The sequence below is a fragment of the Rhizobium sp. NFACC06-2 genome, from assembly GCF_900101425.1.
Classification (GTDB): domain Bacteria; phylum Pseudomonadota; class Alphaproteobacteria; order Rhizobiales; family Rhizobiaceae; genus Agrobacterium; species Agrobacterium leguminum.
In genome coordinates this window covers 185367-204248 of sequence record NZ_FMVA01000002.1, presented here as the reverse complement: position 1 = coordinate 204248, position 18882 = coordinate 185367, and the positions used below count along the sequence as shown (strand labels likewise).

Genomic DNA, 18882 nt, shown 5'->3' with positions numbered 1-18882 from the left:
GATTTATGGAACAGTTTTTCTGGAGCTACGTCTGGCCCGCGCTGATCATGGTCGGCCAGTCCCTGCTGCTTCTCGTTTGCCTTCTGGTGTCCATCGCGTTCCTGCTGCTTGCCGACCGCAAGGTCTGGGCGGCGGTACAGCTGCGCCGTGGTCCGAACGTCGTTGGTCCCTTCGGTCTCTTCCAGTCCTTCGCCGACCTTTTGAAGTTCATTCTGAAGGAACCGGTCATTCCGGCCGGCGCCAACAAGGCCGTTTTCCTTCTGGCGCCGCTGGTAGCGGTGACGCTGGCGCTCGCCACCTATGCCGTCATTCCTTTCAACGAAGGCTGGGTTGTCGCCAATATCAATGTCGGCATTCTCTATATCTTCGCGATTTCCTCGCTTGAAGTATACGGCATCATCATGGGCGGCTGGGCTTCGAACTCGAAGTACCCGTTCCTCGGCGCGCTGCGTTCTGCCGCGCAGATGGTGTCCTACGAAGTGTCGATCGGCCTCGTCATCGTCACCGTTCTGCTCTGCGTCGGTTCGCTGAACCTGACGGACATCGTGCTTGCCCAGAAGACCGGCCTTGGCACCATGCTCGGCTTGCCTGCTTCGTTCCTCGACTGGCACTGGCTGTCGCTGTTCCCGATGTTCATCGTGTTCTTCATTTCGGGCCTTGCCGAAACCAACCGTCCGCCCTTCGACCTTCCGGAAGCGGAATCGGAACTGGTCGCCGGTCACATGGTCGAATATGGCTCCACGCCTTACATGATGTTCATGCTCGGCGAATATGCTGCGATCGTGCTGATCTGCTGCCTGACGACGATCCTGTTTATGGGCGGCTGGCTGCCGATCGTGGATGTGTGGTTCCTGAACTGGGTTCCGGGCATTGTCTGGTTCGCATTGAAGGGCTGCATGGTCTTCTTCATGATCGCGCTGACCAAGGCTTTCGTTCCGCGTTACCGTTATGACCAGCTCATGCGTCTCGGCTGGAAGGTGTTCCTGCCGCTGTCGCTCGCCATGGTCGTTATTGTTGCATTCGTATTGAAGCTGACGGGGTGGGCCGGTTGATGCCCGTACTCCTCGCTCAGAAATCTGGAGACTGAGATGGCAAGCCTCTCCCAAGCCGTCAATTCACTGTTCCTGAAGGAGTTCGTGGGCGCGATCCTGCTCACGATGCGCCACTTCTTCAAACAGAAGGCAACGGTGAACTATCCTTTCGAAAAGGGCCCGGTCTCTCCGCGCTTCCGTGGTGAACATGCGCTGCGCCGTTATCCGAACGGTGAAGAGCGTTGCATCGCCTGCAAGCTGTGTGAAGCGATCTGTCCCGCTCAGGCGATCACCATCGAAGCCGGCCCGCGCCGCAATGACGGCACCCGCCGCACGGTGCGTTACGATATCGACATGGTGAAGTGCATCTATTGCGGTTTCTGCCAGGAAGCCTGCCCGGTGGATGCCATCGTCGAAGGCCCGAACTTCGAATTCGCGACGGAAACCCGCGAGGAGCTTTATTTCGACAAGCAGAAGCTTCTCGACAATGGCGACCGCTGGGAGCGTGAAATCGCACGCAACCTCGCACTGGATGCGCCTTACCGTTAAGGCGCAACCGTCTTTCCGGGGGAAACCCCGGAGAGCGATGAAAAGTAAAATGCCTGCGCGGTTTTCGCCGGCGGGGACGAAACGGGTGAGGGGCCTTCGAGCCATCTTTGCCCGATGAGGACAAGAAGGCACCAACATGGGTCTGCACGCTGTATTCTTTTATATATTCGCTTTCGTCGCCGTGGCGTCTGCGTTCATGGTCATCGCATCGAAGAACCCAGTTCATTCGGTGCTCTTCCTGATTTTGACCTTCTTCAACGCAGCCGCGCTGTTCCTGCTGACGGGCGCCGAATTCCTCGGCATGATCCTGCTGGTGGTTTATGTCGGCGCCGTGGCGGTGCTCTTCCTCTTCGTCGTCATGATGCTGGATGTGGATTTCGCAGAGCTTCGTTCGGGCGTGCTGCAATATGCCCCGGTCGGTGCGCTGATCGGTGTCATCCTTGCGGCGGAACTGATCGTTGTGGTCGGCGGCAGCATGCTGAACCCGATTGCGGCCAAGTCCATTACCATGCCGATCCCGCCTGTCACCGAACGCACCAATACGGCCGCACTCGGCGACGTGCTCTATACCAATTACGTCTACTTCTTCCAGCTCGCCGGCCTCGTGCTGCTGGTGGCCATGATCGGCGCCATCGTGCTGACGCTGCGTCATCGCACCGACATCAAGCGGCAGGATATCTCCACGCAGGTCGGCCGCGACCCGAAGACCGCCGTCACCACGGTCAAGGTCAAGCCGGGCCAGGGCATCTGAGGCGCGAACGGATCCAAGGAAACAGAACATGGAAATCGGTCTTTCCCACTACCTGACGGTCAGCGCGATCCTCTTCACGATCGGCGTCTTCGGCATCTTCCTCAACCGGAAGAACGTCATCGTCATCCTCATGTCGATCGAACTCATCCTGCTTGCGGTCAACATCAACATGGTGGCCTTCTCGGCCTTCCTGAACGATATCGTCGGCCAGGTCTTCGCTTTGTTCATTCTGACCGTCGCAGCCGCCGAAGCGGCCATCGGTCTTGCAATACTCGTTGTCTTCTACCGCAACCGCGGATCGATCGCCGTCGAAGACGTCAATATGATGAAGGGCTGATAAGGCTATGATCTACAAGGCTATCGTCTTTCTTCCACTGATCGGCTTCCTGATCGCCGGCCTGTTCGGCCGCTCCATCGGCGCCAAGGCTTCGGAATATGTCACCACCGGTCTGATGATCGTGGTCGCCATCCTGTCCTGGATCGTCTTCTTCACCGTAGCACTCGCCCATGGCGAGCCGGGCGAGGTGATCAAGGTCACCGTGCTGCGCTGGATCCAGTCCGGCGGCATCGACGTCGAATGGGCGTTCCGCATCGATACGCTGACTGCCGTCATGTTCGTCGTCGTCAACACGGTCTCGACGCTGGTGCATCTCTATTCGATCGGATACATGCACCACGATCCGCATCGTCCGCGCTTCTTTGCCTATCTGTCGCTCTTCACCTTCGCCATGCTGATGCTGGTGACCTCCGACAACCTGCTGCAGATGTTCTTCGGCTGGGAAGGCGTGGGTCTGGCGTCCTATCTGCTGATCGGCTTCTGGTTCAAGAAGCCGTCCGCATCGGCTGCCGCCATGAAGGCCTTCATCGTCAACCGCGTCGGTGACTTCGGCTTCATTCTTGGCATTGGCGGCGTGTTCGTGCTGTTCGGCTCGATCAATTTCGAAACGATCTTCGCTGCCGCTGCGACCTATCTGCCGGCTGAAGGCGCTGCCTCCTCGGAAACCGTCATCAACCTGTTCGGCATGCATCTGGACAAGGCCAATGCAATGACGGGCGTCTGCCTGCTGCTCTTCATGGGCGCCATGGGTAAGTCGGCGCAGTTCCTGCTGCACACCTGGCTGCCGGACGCGATGGAAGGCCCGACCCCGGTGTCTGCCCTCATTCACGCCGCAACCATGGTCACCGCCGGCGTCTTCCTCGTCGCCCGCATGTCGCCGCTGTTCGAACTGTCGCATGATGCCTTGACCGTTGTCACGCTGATCGGCGCGATCACCGCCTTCTTTGCGGCAACCGTTGGCCTCGTGCAGAACGACATCAAGCGCGTTATCGCCTATTCGACCTGCTCGCAGCTCGGTTACATGTTCGTGGCGCTCGGCGTCGGCGCTTATGGCGCTGCCGTGTTCCACCTCTTCACGCACGCCTTCTTCAAGGCCCTGCTTTTCTTGTGCGCCGGCTCGGTCATCCATGCCGTCGATGGCGAGCAGGACATGCGTTACATGGGCGGTCTGCGCAAGCACATCCCCATCACCTTCTGGACCATGACTGTCGGCACGCTGGCGCTGACCGGCGTCGGTATTCCGGGCACGATGATCGGTTTTGCTGGCTTCTTCTCCAAGGACGTCATCATCGAATCCGCTTATGCCTCGCATTCGGTTCTGTCCGGTTTCGCCTTCACGCTGCTGGTTATCGCCGCGCTGTTCACCAGCTTTTATTCCTGGCGTCTGGCTTTCATGACCTTCTTTGGCAAGCCGCGTGCATCTGCCGACGTCATGCACCATGTGCATGAATCGCCGATGGTCATGCTGATCCCGCTCTTCATCCTCACCGTTGGCGCCATCTTCGCCGGTGTCGCATTCGAAGGTTATTTCTTCGGTCATGAATATGCCGAATTCTGGAAGGGCGCTCTCTTTACGCTCCCGGAAAACGAGATACTCGAAGAGTTCCACCATGTTCCGCTGTGGGTGAAGTGGAGCCCGTTCTTCGCTATGGCGCTTGGTTTCGTGACCGCCTGGTACATGTACATCAAGTCGCCGGAGACGCCGAAGCGTCTGGCCGAGACCCATCGCGGCCTCTACCAGTTCCTCTTGAACAAGTGGTATTTCGACGAACTCTACGACTTCCTCTTCGTTCGTTCCGCAAAGGCGCTCGGCCGCTTCCTGTGGAAGAAGGGTGACGTCGCCGTCATCGACCACTATGGACCGAACGGCATTGCAGCGCGTGTGGTTGACGTGACCAACCGCATGGTCCGCCTGCAATCCGGTTACCTCTATCATTATGCCTTTGCGATGCTGATCGGCATCGCGGCGCTTGTCACCTGGATGATGCTCGGGAGTGCCCTCTGATGACCGATTGGCCCATTCTTTCAACGGTCACCTTTCTGCCGCTCGTCGGCGTGGTGCTCCTGCTTCTGACGAATGAGAACGGCCCCTATGGTCGCCGCAACATTCTCAATGTCTCGCTGCTGACGACCGTCTTCACCTTCATCGTGTCGCTGTTCATCTGGATCGGTTTCGACAATTCGAACCCAGGCTTCCAGATGGTCGAGAAGCATCAGTGGTTCGGCAACATCGCCGCCTATCATCTGGGCGTCGACGGCATCTCCATGCTCTTCGTCATCCTCACCACCTTCCTCATGCCCTTCTGCGTGCTGGCAAGCTGGGAGTCGGTCGAGAAGCGCATCAAGGAATACATGATCGCCTTCCTGCTCTTGGAAGTCGTCATGATCGGCGTCTTCGTCGCGCTGGATACGGTTCTGTTCTACGTCTTCTTCGAAGCGACGCTGATCCCGATGTTCATCATCATCGGTGTGTGGGGCGGCAAGGATCGCGTTTACGCGTCCTACAAGTTCTTCCTCTACACGCTGCTCGGCTCGGTTCTGACCATGCTCGCCATCATGGCCATGTACTGGCAGGCCGGCACGACCGACATGACGGAACTCTTGAAATACGGCTTTCCGGCCGGCATGCAGACCTGGCTGTGGCTTGCCTGTTTTGCCGCCTTCTCGGTCAAGATGCCGATGTGGCCGGTGCACACCTGGCTGCCTGACGCCCACGTTCAGGCCCCGACCGCGGGCTCCGTCATCCTTGCCGGCGTCATGCTGAAGCTCGGCGGTTACGGTTTCATCCGCTTCTCGCTGTCGATGTTCCCCTTAGCGTCTGATTATTTCGCTCCCTTCGTCTTCACGCTGTCGGTTCTCGCCATCATCTACACCTCGCTGGTGGCGATGATGCAGGACGACATCAAGAAGCTGATCGCCTATTCCTCCGTTGCCCACATGGGTTACGTGACCATGGGTATCTTCGCCGCCAACGTTCAGGGCGTGCAGGGCGCGATCTTCCAGATGCTGTCGCACGGCATCGTGTCGGGCGCGCTCTTCCTCTGCGTCGGCGTTGTCTACGACCGTCTCCACACCCGCGAAATCGCGGCCTATGGCGGCCTCGTCAACAACATGCCGAAATATGCCGTCGCCTTCATGATTTTCACCATGGCCAATGTCGGTCTTCCCGGCACGTCCGGCTTCATTGGTGAATTCCTGACGCTGATCGGTGTCTTCCGCGCCAACACGCTGGTCGCACTGTTTGCGGCAACCGGCGTCATCCTCTCGGCCGCTTATGCGCTGTGGCTTTACCGCCGCGTGATCTTCGGTGCGCTGGAGAAGGAAAGCCTGAAATCGATGCTCGATCTGTCGACCCGCGAAAAGGTCATCCTTTATCCGCTGGTCGTGCTGACGATCTTCTTCGGCGTCTATCCGGCGCCGGTGTTCGATGCGACAGCCGCATCGGTCGATCTTCTGGTAAACAACTATTCGGCTGCATTGCAGGCGGCGCAAAATGTTGCGCTCTCTATGAATTGACGACAGGACCCGTTGGACATGACCGCTGAAATCCTTTTTGCCAGTCTGCACATTGCGACGCCCGAGCTGATCCTTGCGGTCGGCGCGCTGGCGCTGCTCATGATTGGCGTCTTCTCGGGCGACAAGTCGACAACGACGGTCACCGGCCTTGCCGTTGCCCTCCTGCTCGTCGTCGGTCTCTGGATCATCTTTGCCCCCGCATCGGGCGTAGCTTTCGGCGGTGTCTACATCGCCGATGCCTTCGGTAACTTCATGAAGGTTCTGGCGCTGATCGGCTCCATCACCGCCATGATCCTCGCCGTCGGTCAGGGCCGCTTCGAACCCATCGGCCGTTTCGAATATCCGGTGCTGCTGGTTCTTGCGACGCTCGGCATCCTGCTGATGATCTCGGCCAACAACCTGATCTCGCTCTACATGGCGCTGGAACTGCAGTCGCTGGCGCTCTACGTCGTCTGCGCCATCAACCGTGAAAGCCTGCGCTCCACGGAAGCGGGCCTGAAGTATTTCGTGCTCGGCGCGCTGTCTTCCGGCATGCTGCTTTACGGCATGTCGCTGGTCTACGGCTTCACCGGCAATACCGGCTTTACCGAAATCGCACAGGTTCTGGCGTCGGAAACCCGCTCGCTCGGTCTGGTCTTCGGTCTGGTCTTCGTTCTTGCCGGTCTGGCATTCAAGATTTCGGCCGTGCCGTTCCACATGTGGACGCCGGACGTTTATGAAGGCGCGCCGACCCCGGTCACTGCCTTTCTGTCTGCCGCACCGAAGATCGGCGCCATGGCGATCCTCGTTCGTATCGTCATCGAGGCGTTCCAGCCGGTCTTTGCCGACTGGCAGCAGATCGTCGTGTTCATCTCCATCGCCTCCATGCTGCTCGGCTCCTTTGCCGCAATCGGCCAGAAGAACATCAAGCGCCTGATGGCTTATTCCTCCATCGGTCACATGGGTTATGCGCTGGTCGGTCTCGCTGCGGGCACCGAAGCCGGTGTGGCTGGCGTCATCCTCTACATGACCGTTTATATGGTCATGACGCTCGGCACCTTCGCCTGCATTCTCTCCATGCGCCGCAAGGAAATCGGCAATGTCGAGACTGTCGAGGATCTGGCCGGTCTTTCCTCCTCCAACCCCTTCATGGCGGTTGTGCTGACGATCCTGATGTTCTCGCTTGCCGGCATCCCGCCGCTCGCCGGCTTCTTCGGCAAGTATTACGTCTTCCTCGCCGCCATCGAGGCAAAGCTCTATGCGCTCGCCGTCATCGGCGTTATCGGCTCGGTCGTCGGCGCCTACTATTATATCCGCGTCGTCAAGGTCATGTGGTTCGATGAGGCCAAGGACAAATTCGAGCGTCCCGCCGGCGAACTCAAAGTCGTTTACGCGCTTTCCGGCCTCTTCGTTGTCGCCTTCATCGTCTTCGGCGGTGCACTCGGCAACGCGGTGACAGTTGCGGCGAAGACCTTCTTTTGAGCAGCACGCACAAGCATACGGGCCGGATGTCCATCGATGACTTCCGGCACGAGGCGATGGCGGAAACGCCATCGACCAATCTGGAATGTTTCGCCCAGGCAAGGGCGGGCGATGGCGGCAATCTGTGGATCACCGCCATCCGCCAGACCGGCGGACGCGGCCGTCGCGGCCGGCCATGGGTCTCCGAACCCGGCAATCTCTACGCCTCGCTTCTTCTGATCGATCCCGCTCCGATGGACCGCATAGGGTCCCTGCCGCTTGCCTTCGCGCTGGCTGTTTATCGCGCCATCCGCGCGGTGCTGCCGACGGGCGGTGAGCCGCTCGAAATCAAATGGCCGAACGACGTGCTCATCGGACGCCGCAAGACCTGCGGCATTCTGATGGAGGCGGAGCTGCTGCCGGATGGCCGACGCGCCATTGTCATCGGCATCGGCATCAATATCGCCCATAAGCCGGACAATCCGCTTTACCCCGTCACCATGCTCTCCGAACATGGCGCGTCCTGCTCGCCCGACGAATTGTTCGCCCATCTTTTCCGTGAGACGGCGGAGGTGCTGGGGGCTTGGGACGAGGGCAGGGGCGTTGCCGGCATCATGGCTGGCTGGCGTGCCGCCGCCTGCGGCATCGGCGAACATATCACCGTCAATTTTCCGGACCGTTCGATTGGCGGGCGTTTTGTCGGAATTGATGATAATGGTTATCTGCTGCTGGACGAGGACGAGGGCGCAAGACGCTCCATCGCCGCCGGCGACGTGTTTTTCGGATGAGGTGAACGGTGCGGCCGAGGAGCCCGCGCCGAACCGGATCCCGGAGGTTGGAGCTTTCCTGCGGCTCATGAAATGCAGGGTGACAAACCGGTTCCGCATCGGCCCGGTCGATCAGATGGTTCAACAGGTCCGATGCTGGATAGAGGTGGCGGGCGCGGCAAATTGCCGGCGCCTGCGCGCTTTCGTGAATGGATAAGAAAAACAATGGCTAAACAGGACGAACTGGTCTTTGTGCCGCTTGGCGGCGTGGGTGAAATCGGCATGAATCTCGCGCTTTACGGCTACGGGCCGGAAAGCAAGCGCCAATGGATCATGGTGGATTGTGGCGTGACCTTCGCCGGCCTGGACCTGCCGGGCGTCGATCTGGTGCTGCCGGATATCAGTTACATCGCCGAGCAGAAAAAGAACCTCAAAGGTATCATCATCACCCACGCCCATGAGGATCATTACGGCGCGCTGAACGATCTCTGGCCCGGCCTCAACGTGCCGGTCTATGCCTCGCCTTTCACGGCCGGCATGCTGGAAGCCAAGCGCGCCTATGAGGGCACGCGCGCCGAAATTCCGGTGACGATCTTCAAGGCGGGCGACCGCATCAATGTCGGCCCGTTCGAGATCGAGGCGGTCGGTGTCAACCACTCCATTCCGGAGCCGATGTCGCTGGTCATCCGCACGCCACTTGGCAATGTCATCCACACCGGTGACTGGAAAATCGACGAAGCCCCGTCGCTCGGTCCGTTGACGGATGAGGCCCGCTTCCGCGCCATCGGCGAAGAGGGCGTACTGGCGCTGATGTGCGACAGCACCAATTCGGTGCGCGATGGCGTATCGCCCTCCGAACACGAGGTTTCCGAAGGCCTGCGGCAGATCATCGAAAACGCCGAGGGTCGTGTGGCCGTCACCACCTTCTCCTCCAATGTCGGTCGCATCCGCTCGATTGCGCAGGCCGCGGAAGCAGCCGGCCGCGAGGTGCTGCTGCTTGGCTCGTCGCTGAAGCGCGTCGTCAACGTCTCGCAGGATCTCGGCATCATGGAAGGCATCAAGCCATTCCTCGCCGAAGATGAATATGGTTATATTCCGCGCGACCGGGTGGTGCTGATCCTGACCGGTTCGCAGGGCGAGCCGCGTGCCGCACTCGCCAAGCTTTCGCGTGACGAGATGCGCAATGTGGCGCTGGCTTCCGGCGATACGGTGGTGTTTTCCTCGCGCGCCATCCCCGGCAATGAGAAGGCGATCATCGACATCAAGAACGGCCTGATCGAGCAGGGCGTCCATATCGTCACTGACAATGAGGCGCTGGTGCATGTCTCGGGCCATCCGCGCCGCAATGAGCTTCTGAGGATGTACGAATGGACGAAGCCGCAGATCGTCGTGCCCGTCCATGGCGAGGCGGCGCATCTGGTGGCGCAGAAGGAACTGGCCGAACAGGCCGGCATCTCGCAGGTGCCGAAGGTTCGCAACGGCAATGTTCTGCGCCTTGCGCCGGGTCCTGCGGAAGTCATCGACGACGTGCCGCATGGCCGCGTCTTCAAGGATGGCAATCTCGTCGGCGATATGGACGAGATGGGCATCAGCAATCGCCGCAAACTGTCCTTCGCCGGCCATGTGGCCGTCAATGTCGTGCTGGATAGCCGTTACGATTTCCTCGGCGATCCCGATGTGGTGCCCTTCGGCCTGCCGGAATTCGATGACGAGGACGAGGCGATGGAAGACACGCTTTATGACGCCGTGCTAGGCGCCGTCGAAAGCATTCCACGCGCCCGCCGCAAGGATCTGGATCTGCTGCGCGAAGCGGTGCGCCGCGCCGTGCGCGCCGCCGCCAACCAGAGCTGGGGCAAGAAGCCGATCGTGACGGTTTTTGTAACCAAGGTCTGAGCCGGGAGCTTCCCGGCAATCGGCCGGGGCGTCTGCCTTTTTCCCGTTGATTCCAGGGCCGTGCCGCTAAGCGCGGCCCTTCTGTTTTCTTTTAGGGTTCTTGCGGAGAAGTGATTCCGATCTGCGGATGAATGCGTTACAAGAAGCCCATTGTGCAGGAGGATCACATGCCGCTTCTTTCGGCCTTCGCCGTTTATTTCATCGTCTGGTGGACGGTGCTTTTCATCGTGCTGCCGATTGGCCTGCGCACTCAGGATGAGGAGGGCGATGTGGCGCTGGGCACGGTCGCCAGTGCGCCATCAAGGTTCAGGGGCGGGCGGATCGTTTTGTGGACGACCGTAATCTCGGCCCTGATCTGTGGGCTGTGGTACGGCGGAACTTGGTGGTTCGGCGTCAGCCTCGATGACCTGCCGAGAATTATTCCCGTTTTCGATTGAAAAGCTGCGCGGGCGATCGCCGTTTGCGCGCATCTGCCCACTCAGACTGGCGGCGAGCCCATGGTCGCGGCAGTTTCCGGCGGATATGACCGGGATTCTGTCATATGGATGTCATATCTCTCGTGCACACAGCAGGAACGTACTGGGTGCCTGATTCACCGCCATAATTTTACCGGAATATAACGGCGGGGCGGGATTCTTTGCGTAGAAGCAAAAAAAAACAAGGCCTTTCAGCCTTGTTTTCCAGGTTTCGCGTGATCTGTAACCGTTGCCGGGGCTGCGACGAGCGCGCCTAAGATCTGATCCTCCCAAGACTGACCGCGAAAATGACAAGAATTTAAACTTCCTGCCTCTTTTGTAAGCTAAAGCTAGCCCAAAGCCCCATGCTTGTCATCTCATTTTTTGCATATTTGTTACAGTCGGCAAAAAATTCTCCGTGGTGCAATTTGTCGCACCGGATCAAGAATAATATTCCGATCAAAGCGTTTTGACGCGAATTAGCTATCGCGAAAATACCGTAAAATCGCCTTTAACGCTCTTTTCATGGCGGGTTTTCATCTCGGCCGGAAACGGCTATATCCGGCGCCAATATCCCTCTATTCGGGGCGATTCCCGCGCCTTTGCGCGCTGTCGTCCGCATCAATGGAAGCCGTCATGCGTCTCAGCCGTTATTTCATGCCCATCCTGAAGGAAAACCCCAAGGAAGCGGAGATCGTCTCCCACCGCCTCATGCTGCGCGCCGGCATGATCCGGCAGCAATCGGCTGGCATCTATTCCTGGCTGCCGCTCGGCAAGCGCGTGCTGGACAAGGTCAACAGGATCATCCGCCAGGAGCAGGACCGCTCCGGCGCCATCGAGCTTCTGATGCCGACGCTGCAATCGGCCGAGCTCTGGCAGGAAAGCGGCCGTTACGATGACTACGGCAAGGAAATGCTGCGCATCAAGGACCGTCAGGACCGCCAGATGCTCTACGGCCCCACCAATGAGGAGATGATCACTGACATCTTCCGTTCCTATGTGAAGTCCTACAAGAACCTGCCGCTGAACCTCTACCATATTCAGCTCAAGTTCCGCGACGAGGTACGTCCGCGTTTCGGCACCATGCGTTCGCGTGAGTTCCTGATGAAGGACGCCTATTCCTTCGACCTGACCAAGGAAGACGCGATCCATTCCTATAACAAGATGTTCGTGGCTTACCTGCGCACCTTCGAGCGCCTTGGCCTGCGCGCCATTCCGATGCGCGCCGATACCGGCCCGATCGGTGGCAATCACAGCCATGAATTCATCATTCTGGCCGATACCGGCGAATCCGAAGTCTTCTGCCACAAGAGCTTCCTCGACCGCGCCATTCCCGCCGAAAACACCGACTTCGACAACGTTGCGGCGCTGCAAGGCGTATTCGATGAGTGGACGGCCGATTATGCCGCCACGTCCGAAATGCATGACGAAGCCGCTTACAATGCCATTCCCGATGGCGAGCGCCTTTCCGCGCGCGGCATTGAAGTCGGCCACATCTTCTACTTTGGCACCAAATATTCCGAGCCGATGGGCGCGAAAGTGCAGGGTAAGGATGGCAAGGAACACCCTGTCCACATGGGTTCCTATGGTATCGGGCCGACACGCCTTGTTCCCGCCATCATTGAAGCATCGCATGATGAGAACGGAATCATCTGGCCGGCCTCGGTCGCTCCCTTCGATGTCGTAATCATCAACATGAAGGCTGGCGATGCTGCCTGTGATGCGGCTTGCGAAAAGCTGTATTACTCGCTCTCCAACGCCGGCAAGGATGTTCTTTACGACGACACGGACGACCGTGCAGGCCAGAAGTTCGCCACCGCCGACCTGATCGGCGTGCCGCTGCAGATCGTCGTCGGCCCGCGTTCGGTCGCGAATGGCGAAGTCGAAGTGAAGGATCGCAAGACCGGCGAGCGGGAGACCGTGACGATCGAGGCGGCGATGAACAGGGTGCTCGGATAAGAGCGAGCTGAAGACGGAGCGGCTTCACCCGAAGTCCGCTCCGGTTTCGTAACGCAGATGCCGCAGAAATACGGGCCGGTTTTCGGAAAAGACCGGCCTTGCAGTTTGAGATCAGGGAGACGACATGGCACAAGCCGAGGCTGACAAGGGTGCGGCTGTTTCCGCCGGGGCAAAGACTGCACGGCCGTTTTCCGCTTTTGAACGCATGGTGGCCTGGCGTTATCTGCGGTCGCGGCGCAAGGAAGCGTTCATTTCCGTCATTGCCGGGTTTTCCTTTGTCGGCATCATGCTGGGCGTGGCGACGCTCATCATCGTTATGGCGGTAATGAACGGGTTCCGCACAGAGCTCATTTCGCGCATTCTCGGCATCAACGGCCATATGATCGTGCAGCCTATCGACCAGCCCTTCAATAATTATGATGAGCTGGCGAAGAAGTTCGCCGCCGTTCCCGGCGTCACCATGGCCCTGCCGCTGGTGGAAGGCCAGACGCTCGCCTCCGGCCGCGGCGGCGCGGGCTCCGGCGCTCTGGTGCGCGGCGTGCGCCAGGAAGATATCGACAAGGTCAAGGAAGTCGCTACCAACATCAAGACCGGCGATCTGGTCGGCTTCATGGCCGGAGATGGTGTTCTCGTCGGCTCAAGGCTTGCTTCCCAGCTCGGCGTAACGGCCGGTGACGACATTACCCTCATTTCCCCGGAAGGCGACGTGACGCCGATGGGCGTCAATCCGCGCGTCAAATCCTACAAGATATCCGGCGTCTTCGAGATCGGCATGTCGGAATATGACGCCTCGATGATCTATATGCCACTGTCCGAAGCCCAGCTTTATTTCAACGCCGAAGGCCTCGTGCAGTCCATCGAGCTTTATGTCAGCCGCCCCGACGACGTTGACGGCATCCGCCCGCTGGTGGAACAGGCCGCCGAACGGCAGATTTATATCACCGACTGGAGACAGCGGAACCAGACCTTCTTCTCCGCCCTGCAGGTGGAAAGAAACGTGATGTTCATGATCCTCACCCTCATCGTTCTGGTGGCGGCGCTGAACATCATTTCCGGCCTCATCATGCTGGTGAAGGACAAGGGCAGCGACATCGCCATTCTGCGCACCATGGGCGCAAGCTCCGGCTCCGTGATGCGCATCTTCTTCATGACCGGGGCAGCCATTGGCATGGTCGGCACCTTTGCCGGCGTGGCGCTCGGCGTCATCGTCTGCCTCAACGTGGAATCCATCCGGCAGTTCTTCTCCTGGATATCCGGCACGGTGCTGTTTGACCCGCAGCTTTATTTCCTGAGCCAGCTTCCGGCCGAAATGGATATCAGCGAGACCATTTCCGTTGTCATCATGGCACTGACGCTCTCTTTCCTGGCAACGATCTTTCCAGCATGGCGGGCTTCCAAGCTCGATCCGGTGCAGGCCCTGCGTTACGAATAAGGACCGCTTCGCAATATGGCAAAAAAAACAGTGCTGCGGCTTACTGGCGTCGAGAGAACCTATGGTCAGGGCGAGACGTCGCTTTCCATTCTGCGCAAGGCTGATTTCGAATTGAAGAGCGGCGAGATGGTGGCGCTGGTCGCCCCTTCGGGAACAGGTAAATCCACGCTGCTACATCTGGCGGGACTTCTCGAACATCCAGATGCCGGCGAGGTCTATATCAACGGCGCGCCCTGCAATGACCTGCCGGATGAAACGCGAACCGCGATCCGCCGCAGCGATATTGGTTTTGTCTACCAGTTCCATCATCTCCTGCCGGAATTCTCGGCGGTGGAAAATGTGATGATGCCGCAGCTCATCGCCGGTCTGACACAGGCCGAAGCCCACAAGCGCGCCAGTGCGCTGCTCGACTATATGCGGGTAGGGCATCGCGGTGAGCACCGCCCGGCGGAACTCTCCGGCGGTGAACAGCAGCGTGTCGCCATCGCCCGCGCGGTCGCCAACGCGCCGCTGCTGCTGCTCGCCGATGAGCCGACCGGCAATCTCGATCCGGAAACAGCGCATTATGTTTTTGACGCGCTGGAGGCGCTGGTACGCCAATCCGGTCTCGCGGCTCTGATCGCCACCCACAATCATGAACTCGCCGCCCGCATGGACCGGCGCGTGACGCTGGCCGACGGCAAGATCGTCGATTTCTGAACTGATGCGCGAGACACGATCCTCGTGCGCCAATTTTTCCATAGCGCTGGAAATGATCGTTCCCGCCAATTGGGGTGAATGACGGCCCCGGGACGGGTTGCGCCAGGCTGGCGAGTCGGTCCGCCCGATGCTCTCCAGAAAACGCCTGTTCTCCAAATTTAAGTTTTTTCCGAACCCGGGGGGTGTTTTTACCTCCGGGTTTTTTCGTTTTGGAGTCAGTGGCTTGCTGTTTGCCATGCGGGAACCGAAGGCGATTCTGCGGCATTAGCAAGGGGAATATCAGCAAAACCCTGTTGACAATCGAACAAAATGAGAACAAAGTTGGAACATAACGAGTAAGGAGAGACCAATGACTGATTTCATCCGTGACGTTGCCGCTTTCGCCTCCATCGCTGTCTTCGTAGCCAGCTTTTCGGTGATCCTCACCGCCCTGTGAAGGGCACGCCGGCGCAGAAACCTGTATGGACGCCGCAAAGCGGTGGACTTTGAGCGCCGGAAATCGGAAAATCGCCCCCTCGATTCAGAATGACAGGATGATGATATGGGCGATGCGATTGTGCGTGGAGAGACCTCTGGCGAGACGCTGAAAACTCCCGGTTTCGTCCATTTGCGGGTTCATTCCGCCTATTCCCTGCTTGAGGGGGCCTTGCCCCTCAAGAAAATCATGTCCAAGGCCGTCGCCGATGGCCAGCCGGCCATTGCCATTACCGATACAAACAACCTCTTTGTCGCGCTGGAATTTTCCGAAAAGGCGCGTGATGAAGGTTTGCAGCCCATCATCGGCTGCCAGCTGTCGATCGACATGCAGGATGCGGCGGAGGACCGCCGCAACCATAACAGCCACCTTCAGAAACTTCCCGCCATCGTTCTGCTGGCCGCCAATGCCGAAGGCTACGAGCGGCTGGTGGATATCGTCAGCCGCGCCTATCTGGAAGGCGAGGGCAGCGGCCATTCGGTGCATATTACCCGTTCATGGCTGGAGGAAGCCTCTAATGCCGGCCTGATCGCGCTGACAGGCGCTTCCGGCGGTCCGGTGGATATGGCCTTGAAGGAGGGCCACACCGCCCAGGCGAAGGAACGGCTGCTGACGCTGAAGTCACTCTTCGGTGATAGGCTTTATATCGAATTGCAGCGCCAGTCCGGTTATGACCGTTCCCATGAGCGGCGCATGATCGGCCTTGCTTATGACCATGATATTCCGCTGGTTGCCACCAACGAGGCGTTTTTCCCTTCCAAGGCCGATTACGAGGCGCATGATGCGCTGATGGCGGTGGCGCATAACGCCATCGTCTCCGATGACAGCCGGTTCCGGCTCACGCCCGATCATTACCTCAAAAGTCGACAGGAAATGACGGCGCTGTTTGCCGATCTTCCCGAGGCGCTGGAAAACACCGTCGAGATCGCGCTGCGCTGCTCCTATGTGCTGAAGAAGCGCGGGCCGATCCTGCCGCGTTTCACCGGCGCCAGCGACGATCCGGAAGCAGCCGAGCGCGCCGAAACGGAGGAACTGCGCCGCCAGGCGGTGGAGGGGCTGGACCAGCGGCTCGCCGCGCTCGGTATGGCGCCCGGTTATACGGAGCAGGAGTATCGCGACCGGCTGGATTTCGAACTCGGCGTCATCTCGCGCATGAAGTTCCCCGGTTACTTCCTGATCGTTGCCGACTTCATCAAATGGGCCAAGCAGCACGATATTCCGGTCGGGCCGGGCCGCGGTTCGGGTGCGGGCTCGCTTGTCGCTTATGCGCTCACGATTACCGATGTCGATCCTCTGCGCTTCTCGCTGCTGTTCGAACGCTTCCTCAATCCCGAACGCGTTTCGATGCCCGACTTCGATATCGACTTCTGTCAGGACCGTCGCGAAGAGGTGATCCGTTACGTGCAGGCCAAATATGGCCGCGAGCAGGTGGCGCAGATCATCACCTTCGGTTCGCTGCAGGCGCGCGCGGCCTTGCGCGACGTCGGCCGCGTGCTGGAAATGCCCTATGGGCAGGTGGACAAGATCTGCAAGCTGGTGCCCAACAACCCGGCCAACCCGACACCGCTGTCAAAAGCGATCGAGGAAGAACCGCGCCTGCAGGAAGAGGCGGACAAGGAGCCGGTGGTCGCTCGCCTACTGGATATCGCCCAGAAGATCGAGGGACTTTACCGCCACGCCTCCACCCACGCCGCCGGTATCGTCATCGGTGACCGCCCGCTGTCGAAGCTGGTGCCGATGTATCGCGATCCGCGCTCGGATATGCCGGTCACCCAGTTCAACATGAAATGGGTGGAAAGCGCCGGTCTCGTCAAATTCGACTTCCTCGGCCTGAAGACGCTGACAGTGCTGAAGGTCGCCGTCGATTTCGTTGCCAAGCGCGGTATCAAGGTCGATCTCGCGGCGATTCCGCTCGATGACGTGAAAACCTACGAGATGCTCTCGCGCGGCGAAACCATCGGCGTGTTCCAGGTGGAAAGTGCCGGCATGCGCAAGGCGCTGATCGGCATGCGGCCGGACTGCATCGAGGACATCATCGCGCTGGTGGCGCTTTATCGCCCCGGACCGATGGAAAACATCCCGGTCTATAATGCCCGCAAACATGGCGAGGAGGAGCTGGAGTCCATCCACCCCACCATCGACCATCTGCTCAAGGAAACGCAGGGCGTTATTGTCTATCAGGAACAGGTGATGCAGATCGCCCAGGTTCTCTCCGGTTATTCGCTCGGCGAAGCCGATCTTCTGCGCCGCGCCATGGGCAAGAAGATCAAGGAGGAGATGGACAAGCAGCGCGAACGTTTCGTGGATGGCGCCATCAAGAACGGCGTCTCGAAGCCGCAGGCCAACACCATCTTCGACCTTCTCGCGAAATTCGCCAATTACGGCTTCAACAAGAGCCACGCTGCGGCCTACGCCATCGTGTCCTACCAGACCGCCTATATGAAGGCGCATTATCCGGTGGAGTTCCTGGCGGCCTCGATGACGCTCGATATGGCGAACACGGAAAAGCTCAACGATTTCCGCCAGGATGCCGGCCGCCTTGGCATCGAGGTCGTCGCACCTTCGGTACAGACGTCGTTCCGGCAATTCGAGACGGGCGAGAACCGCATCTATTATTCGCTCGCCGCCATCAAGGGTGTGGGCGAGGGGGCGGTGGAACACATCGTCCAGGTACGCGACGGCAAGCCGTTCACGAGCCTTGAGGATTTCTGCCTGCGCATCGATCCCAAGCAGATCAACCGGCGTGTGCTGGAAAGCCTGATCAATGCCGGCGCTTTCGATTGTTTCGGCCGCGACCGCGCCGAGCTGATCGGCGGGCTGGATCGTATCATCGGTTATGCGCAGATGGCGCAGAACAACCGCACCATCGGCCAGTCGGACATGTTCGGCTCCGGTGGTGGAAGCGGCCCGGAAAAGCTTATCCTGCCGGCTTTCCAGCCGTGGCTTGCCTCCGAAAAGCTGCTGCGTGAATATCAGGTGCTCGGTTTTTACCTCACCGCCCATCCGCTCGATACCTATCGCCCCGTGCTGGAAAAGCTGCGGGTGCAGAATTTCGCCGATTTTTCCGCCGCGGTGAAACAGGGCGCAACTGCCGGGCGTCTGGCCGGCACGGTGACAGGCAAGCAGGAGCGCAAGACCCGCACTGGCAACAAGATGGGCATCGTCACCTTCTCGGACGCATCGGGCCAATATGAGGCGGTGCTGTTTTCCGAAGGGCTCGGCCAGTTCCGCGATTTGCTCGAGGTCGGCAAATCGCTGGTCATCACCGTGCAGGCGGAAGAGCGCCCGGAAGGTATCGGCCTGCGTATCCAGACGGCGCAGTCACTGGAAGAAAAATCCGTGCAGATGCAGAAGGCGTTGCGTGTTTATGTGCGCGATTCCGGCCCGCTGAAAACGGTGGCCCGCCACCTCAATACGAAAGGTGACGGCTCAGTCTATTTCATCGTCATCAAGGATGAGGGCAGCCGTGAGATCGAGGTGGAGCTGACGGAGAAATACCGCATCTCGCCGGAAATCGCCGCTGCGCTGCGCTCCGCGCCCGGTGTCGTCGATGTGGAACTGGTGTGAGGCCTCAAGCC

At 59.4% G+C, this 18882-nt stretch carries 14 protein-coding genes; all 14 read left to right on the top strand.

The window, feature by feature from the left end; all coding sequences use genetic code 11:
* Positions 1-5 precede the first annotated feature (5 nt).
* The 14 genes from nuoH (at position 6) to dnaE (ending at position 18871) form a co-directional block, all read left to right on the top strand.
* Positions 6-1052, top strand: coding sequence for an NADH-quinone oxidoreductase subunit NuoH (gene nuoH, locus F3H58_RS05325; RefSeq protein WP_003521518.1), 1047 nt, complete (start codon positions 6-8; stop codon positions 1050-1052).
* A gap of 36 nt (positions 1053-1088) precedes the next feature.
* Positions 1089-1580, top strand: a complete 492-nt coding sequence (nuoI, locus tag F3H58_RS05320; protein WP_003496449.1) for an NADH-quinone oxidoreductase subunit NuoI — start codon at positions 1089-1091, stop codon at positions 1578-1580.
* Positions 1581-1716: 136 nt separating this feature from the next.
* Entirely contained in the window at positions 1717-2331 is a 615-nt protein-coding gene (locus F3H58_RS05315; protein ID WP_003521517.1) for an NADH-quinone oxidoreductase subunit J, read from the top strand.
* Positions 2332-2359: 28 nt separating this feature from the next.
* Entirely contained in the window at positions 2360-2668 is a 309-nt protein-coding gene (gene nuoK / locus F3H58_RS05310; protein WP_003521516.1) for an NADH-quinone oxidoreductase subunit NuoK, read from the top strand.
* Positions 2669-2675: 7 nt separating this feature from the next.
* The gene (gene nuoL, locus F3H58_RS05305; protein WP_065115441.1) at positions 2676-4673 is read left to right on the top strand and encodes an NADH-quinone oxidoreductase subunit L; all 1998 of its coding nucleotides are present in this window, start codon (positions 2676-2678) and stop codon (positions 4671-4673) included.
* Positions 4673-6184 (top strand): NADH-quinone oxidoreductase subunit M, encoded by a 1512-nt coding sequence (locus F3H58_RS05300; protein WP_149741467.1) that lies wholly within the window; start codon positions 4673-4675, stop codon positions 6182-6184. Before nuoL ends, F3H58_RS05300 begins: the two co-directional genes overlap by 1 nt.
* 18 nt (positions 6185-6202) lie before the next feature.
* Complete coding sequence (nuoN, locus tag F3H58_RS05295; protein WP_149741466.1) at positions 6203-7645, top strand: NADH-quinone oxidoreductase subunit NuoN; 1443 nt, start codon at positions 6203-6205, stop codon at positions 7643-7645.
* Positions 7646-7671: 26 nt separating this feature from the next.
* Positions 7672-8412, top strand: coding sequence for a biotin--[acetyl-CoA-carboxylase] ligase (locus F3H58_RS05290; RefSeq protein WP_188128783.1), 741 nt, complete (start codon positions 7672-7674; stop codon positions 8410-8412).
* Between the two features lie 204 nt (positions 8413-8616).
* Positions 8617-10284, top strand: a complete 1668-nt coding sequence (locus tag F3H58_RS05285; protein ID WP_149741464.1) for a ribonuclease J — start codon at positions 8617-8619, stop codon at positions 10282-10284.
* Positions 10285-10415: 131 nt separating this feature from the next.
* On the top strand, positions 10416-10721 hold the full coding sequence (locus F3H58_RS05280; protein WP_065653980.1) for a DUF1467 family protein: 306 nt from the start codon (positions 10416-10418) through the stop codon (positions 10719-10721).
* Between the two features lie 654 nt (positions 10722-11375).
* Positions 11376-12698, top strand: a complete 1323-nt coding sequence (proS, locus tag F3H58_RS05275) for a proline--tRNA ligase (protein WP_149741463.1) — start codon at positions 11376-11378, stop codon at positions 12696-12698.
* A gap of 124 nt (positions 12699-12822) precedes the next feature.
* Positions 12823-14130: a lipoprotein-releasing ABC transporter permease subunit gene (locus tag F3H58_RS05270; protein WP_149741462.1), complete on the top strand. Its 1308-nt coding sequence runs from the start codon at positions 12823-12825 to the stop codon at positions 14128-14130.
* A 15-nt stretch (positions 14131-14145) separates the two neighbouring features.
* Positions 14146-14829: an ABC transporter ATP-binding protein gene (locus F3H58_RS05265; RefSeq protein ID WP_003521506.1), complete on the top strand. Its 684-nt coding sequence runs from the start codon at positions 14146-14148 to the stop codon at positions 14827-14829.
* A 541-nt stretch (positions 14830-15370) separates the two neighbouring features.
* The gene (gene dnaE / locus F3H58_RS05255; RefSeq protein WP_149741461.1) at positions 15371-18871 is read left to right on the top strand and encodes a DNA polymerase III subunit alpha; all 3501 of its coding nucleotides are present in this window, start codon (positions 15371-15373) and stop codon (positions 18869-18871) included.
* Positions 18872-18882 lie beyond the last annotated feature (11 nt).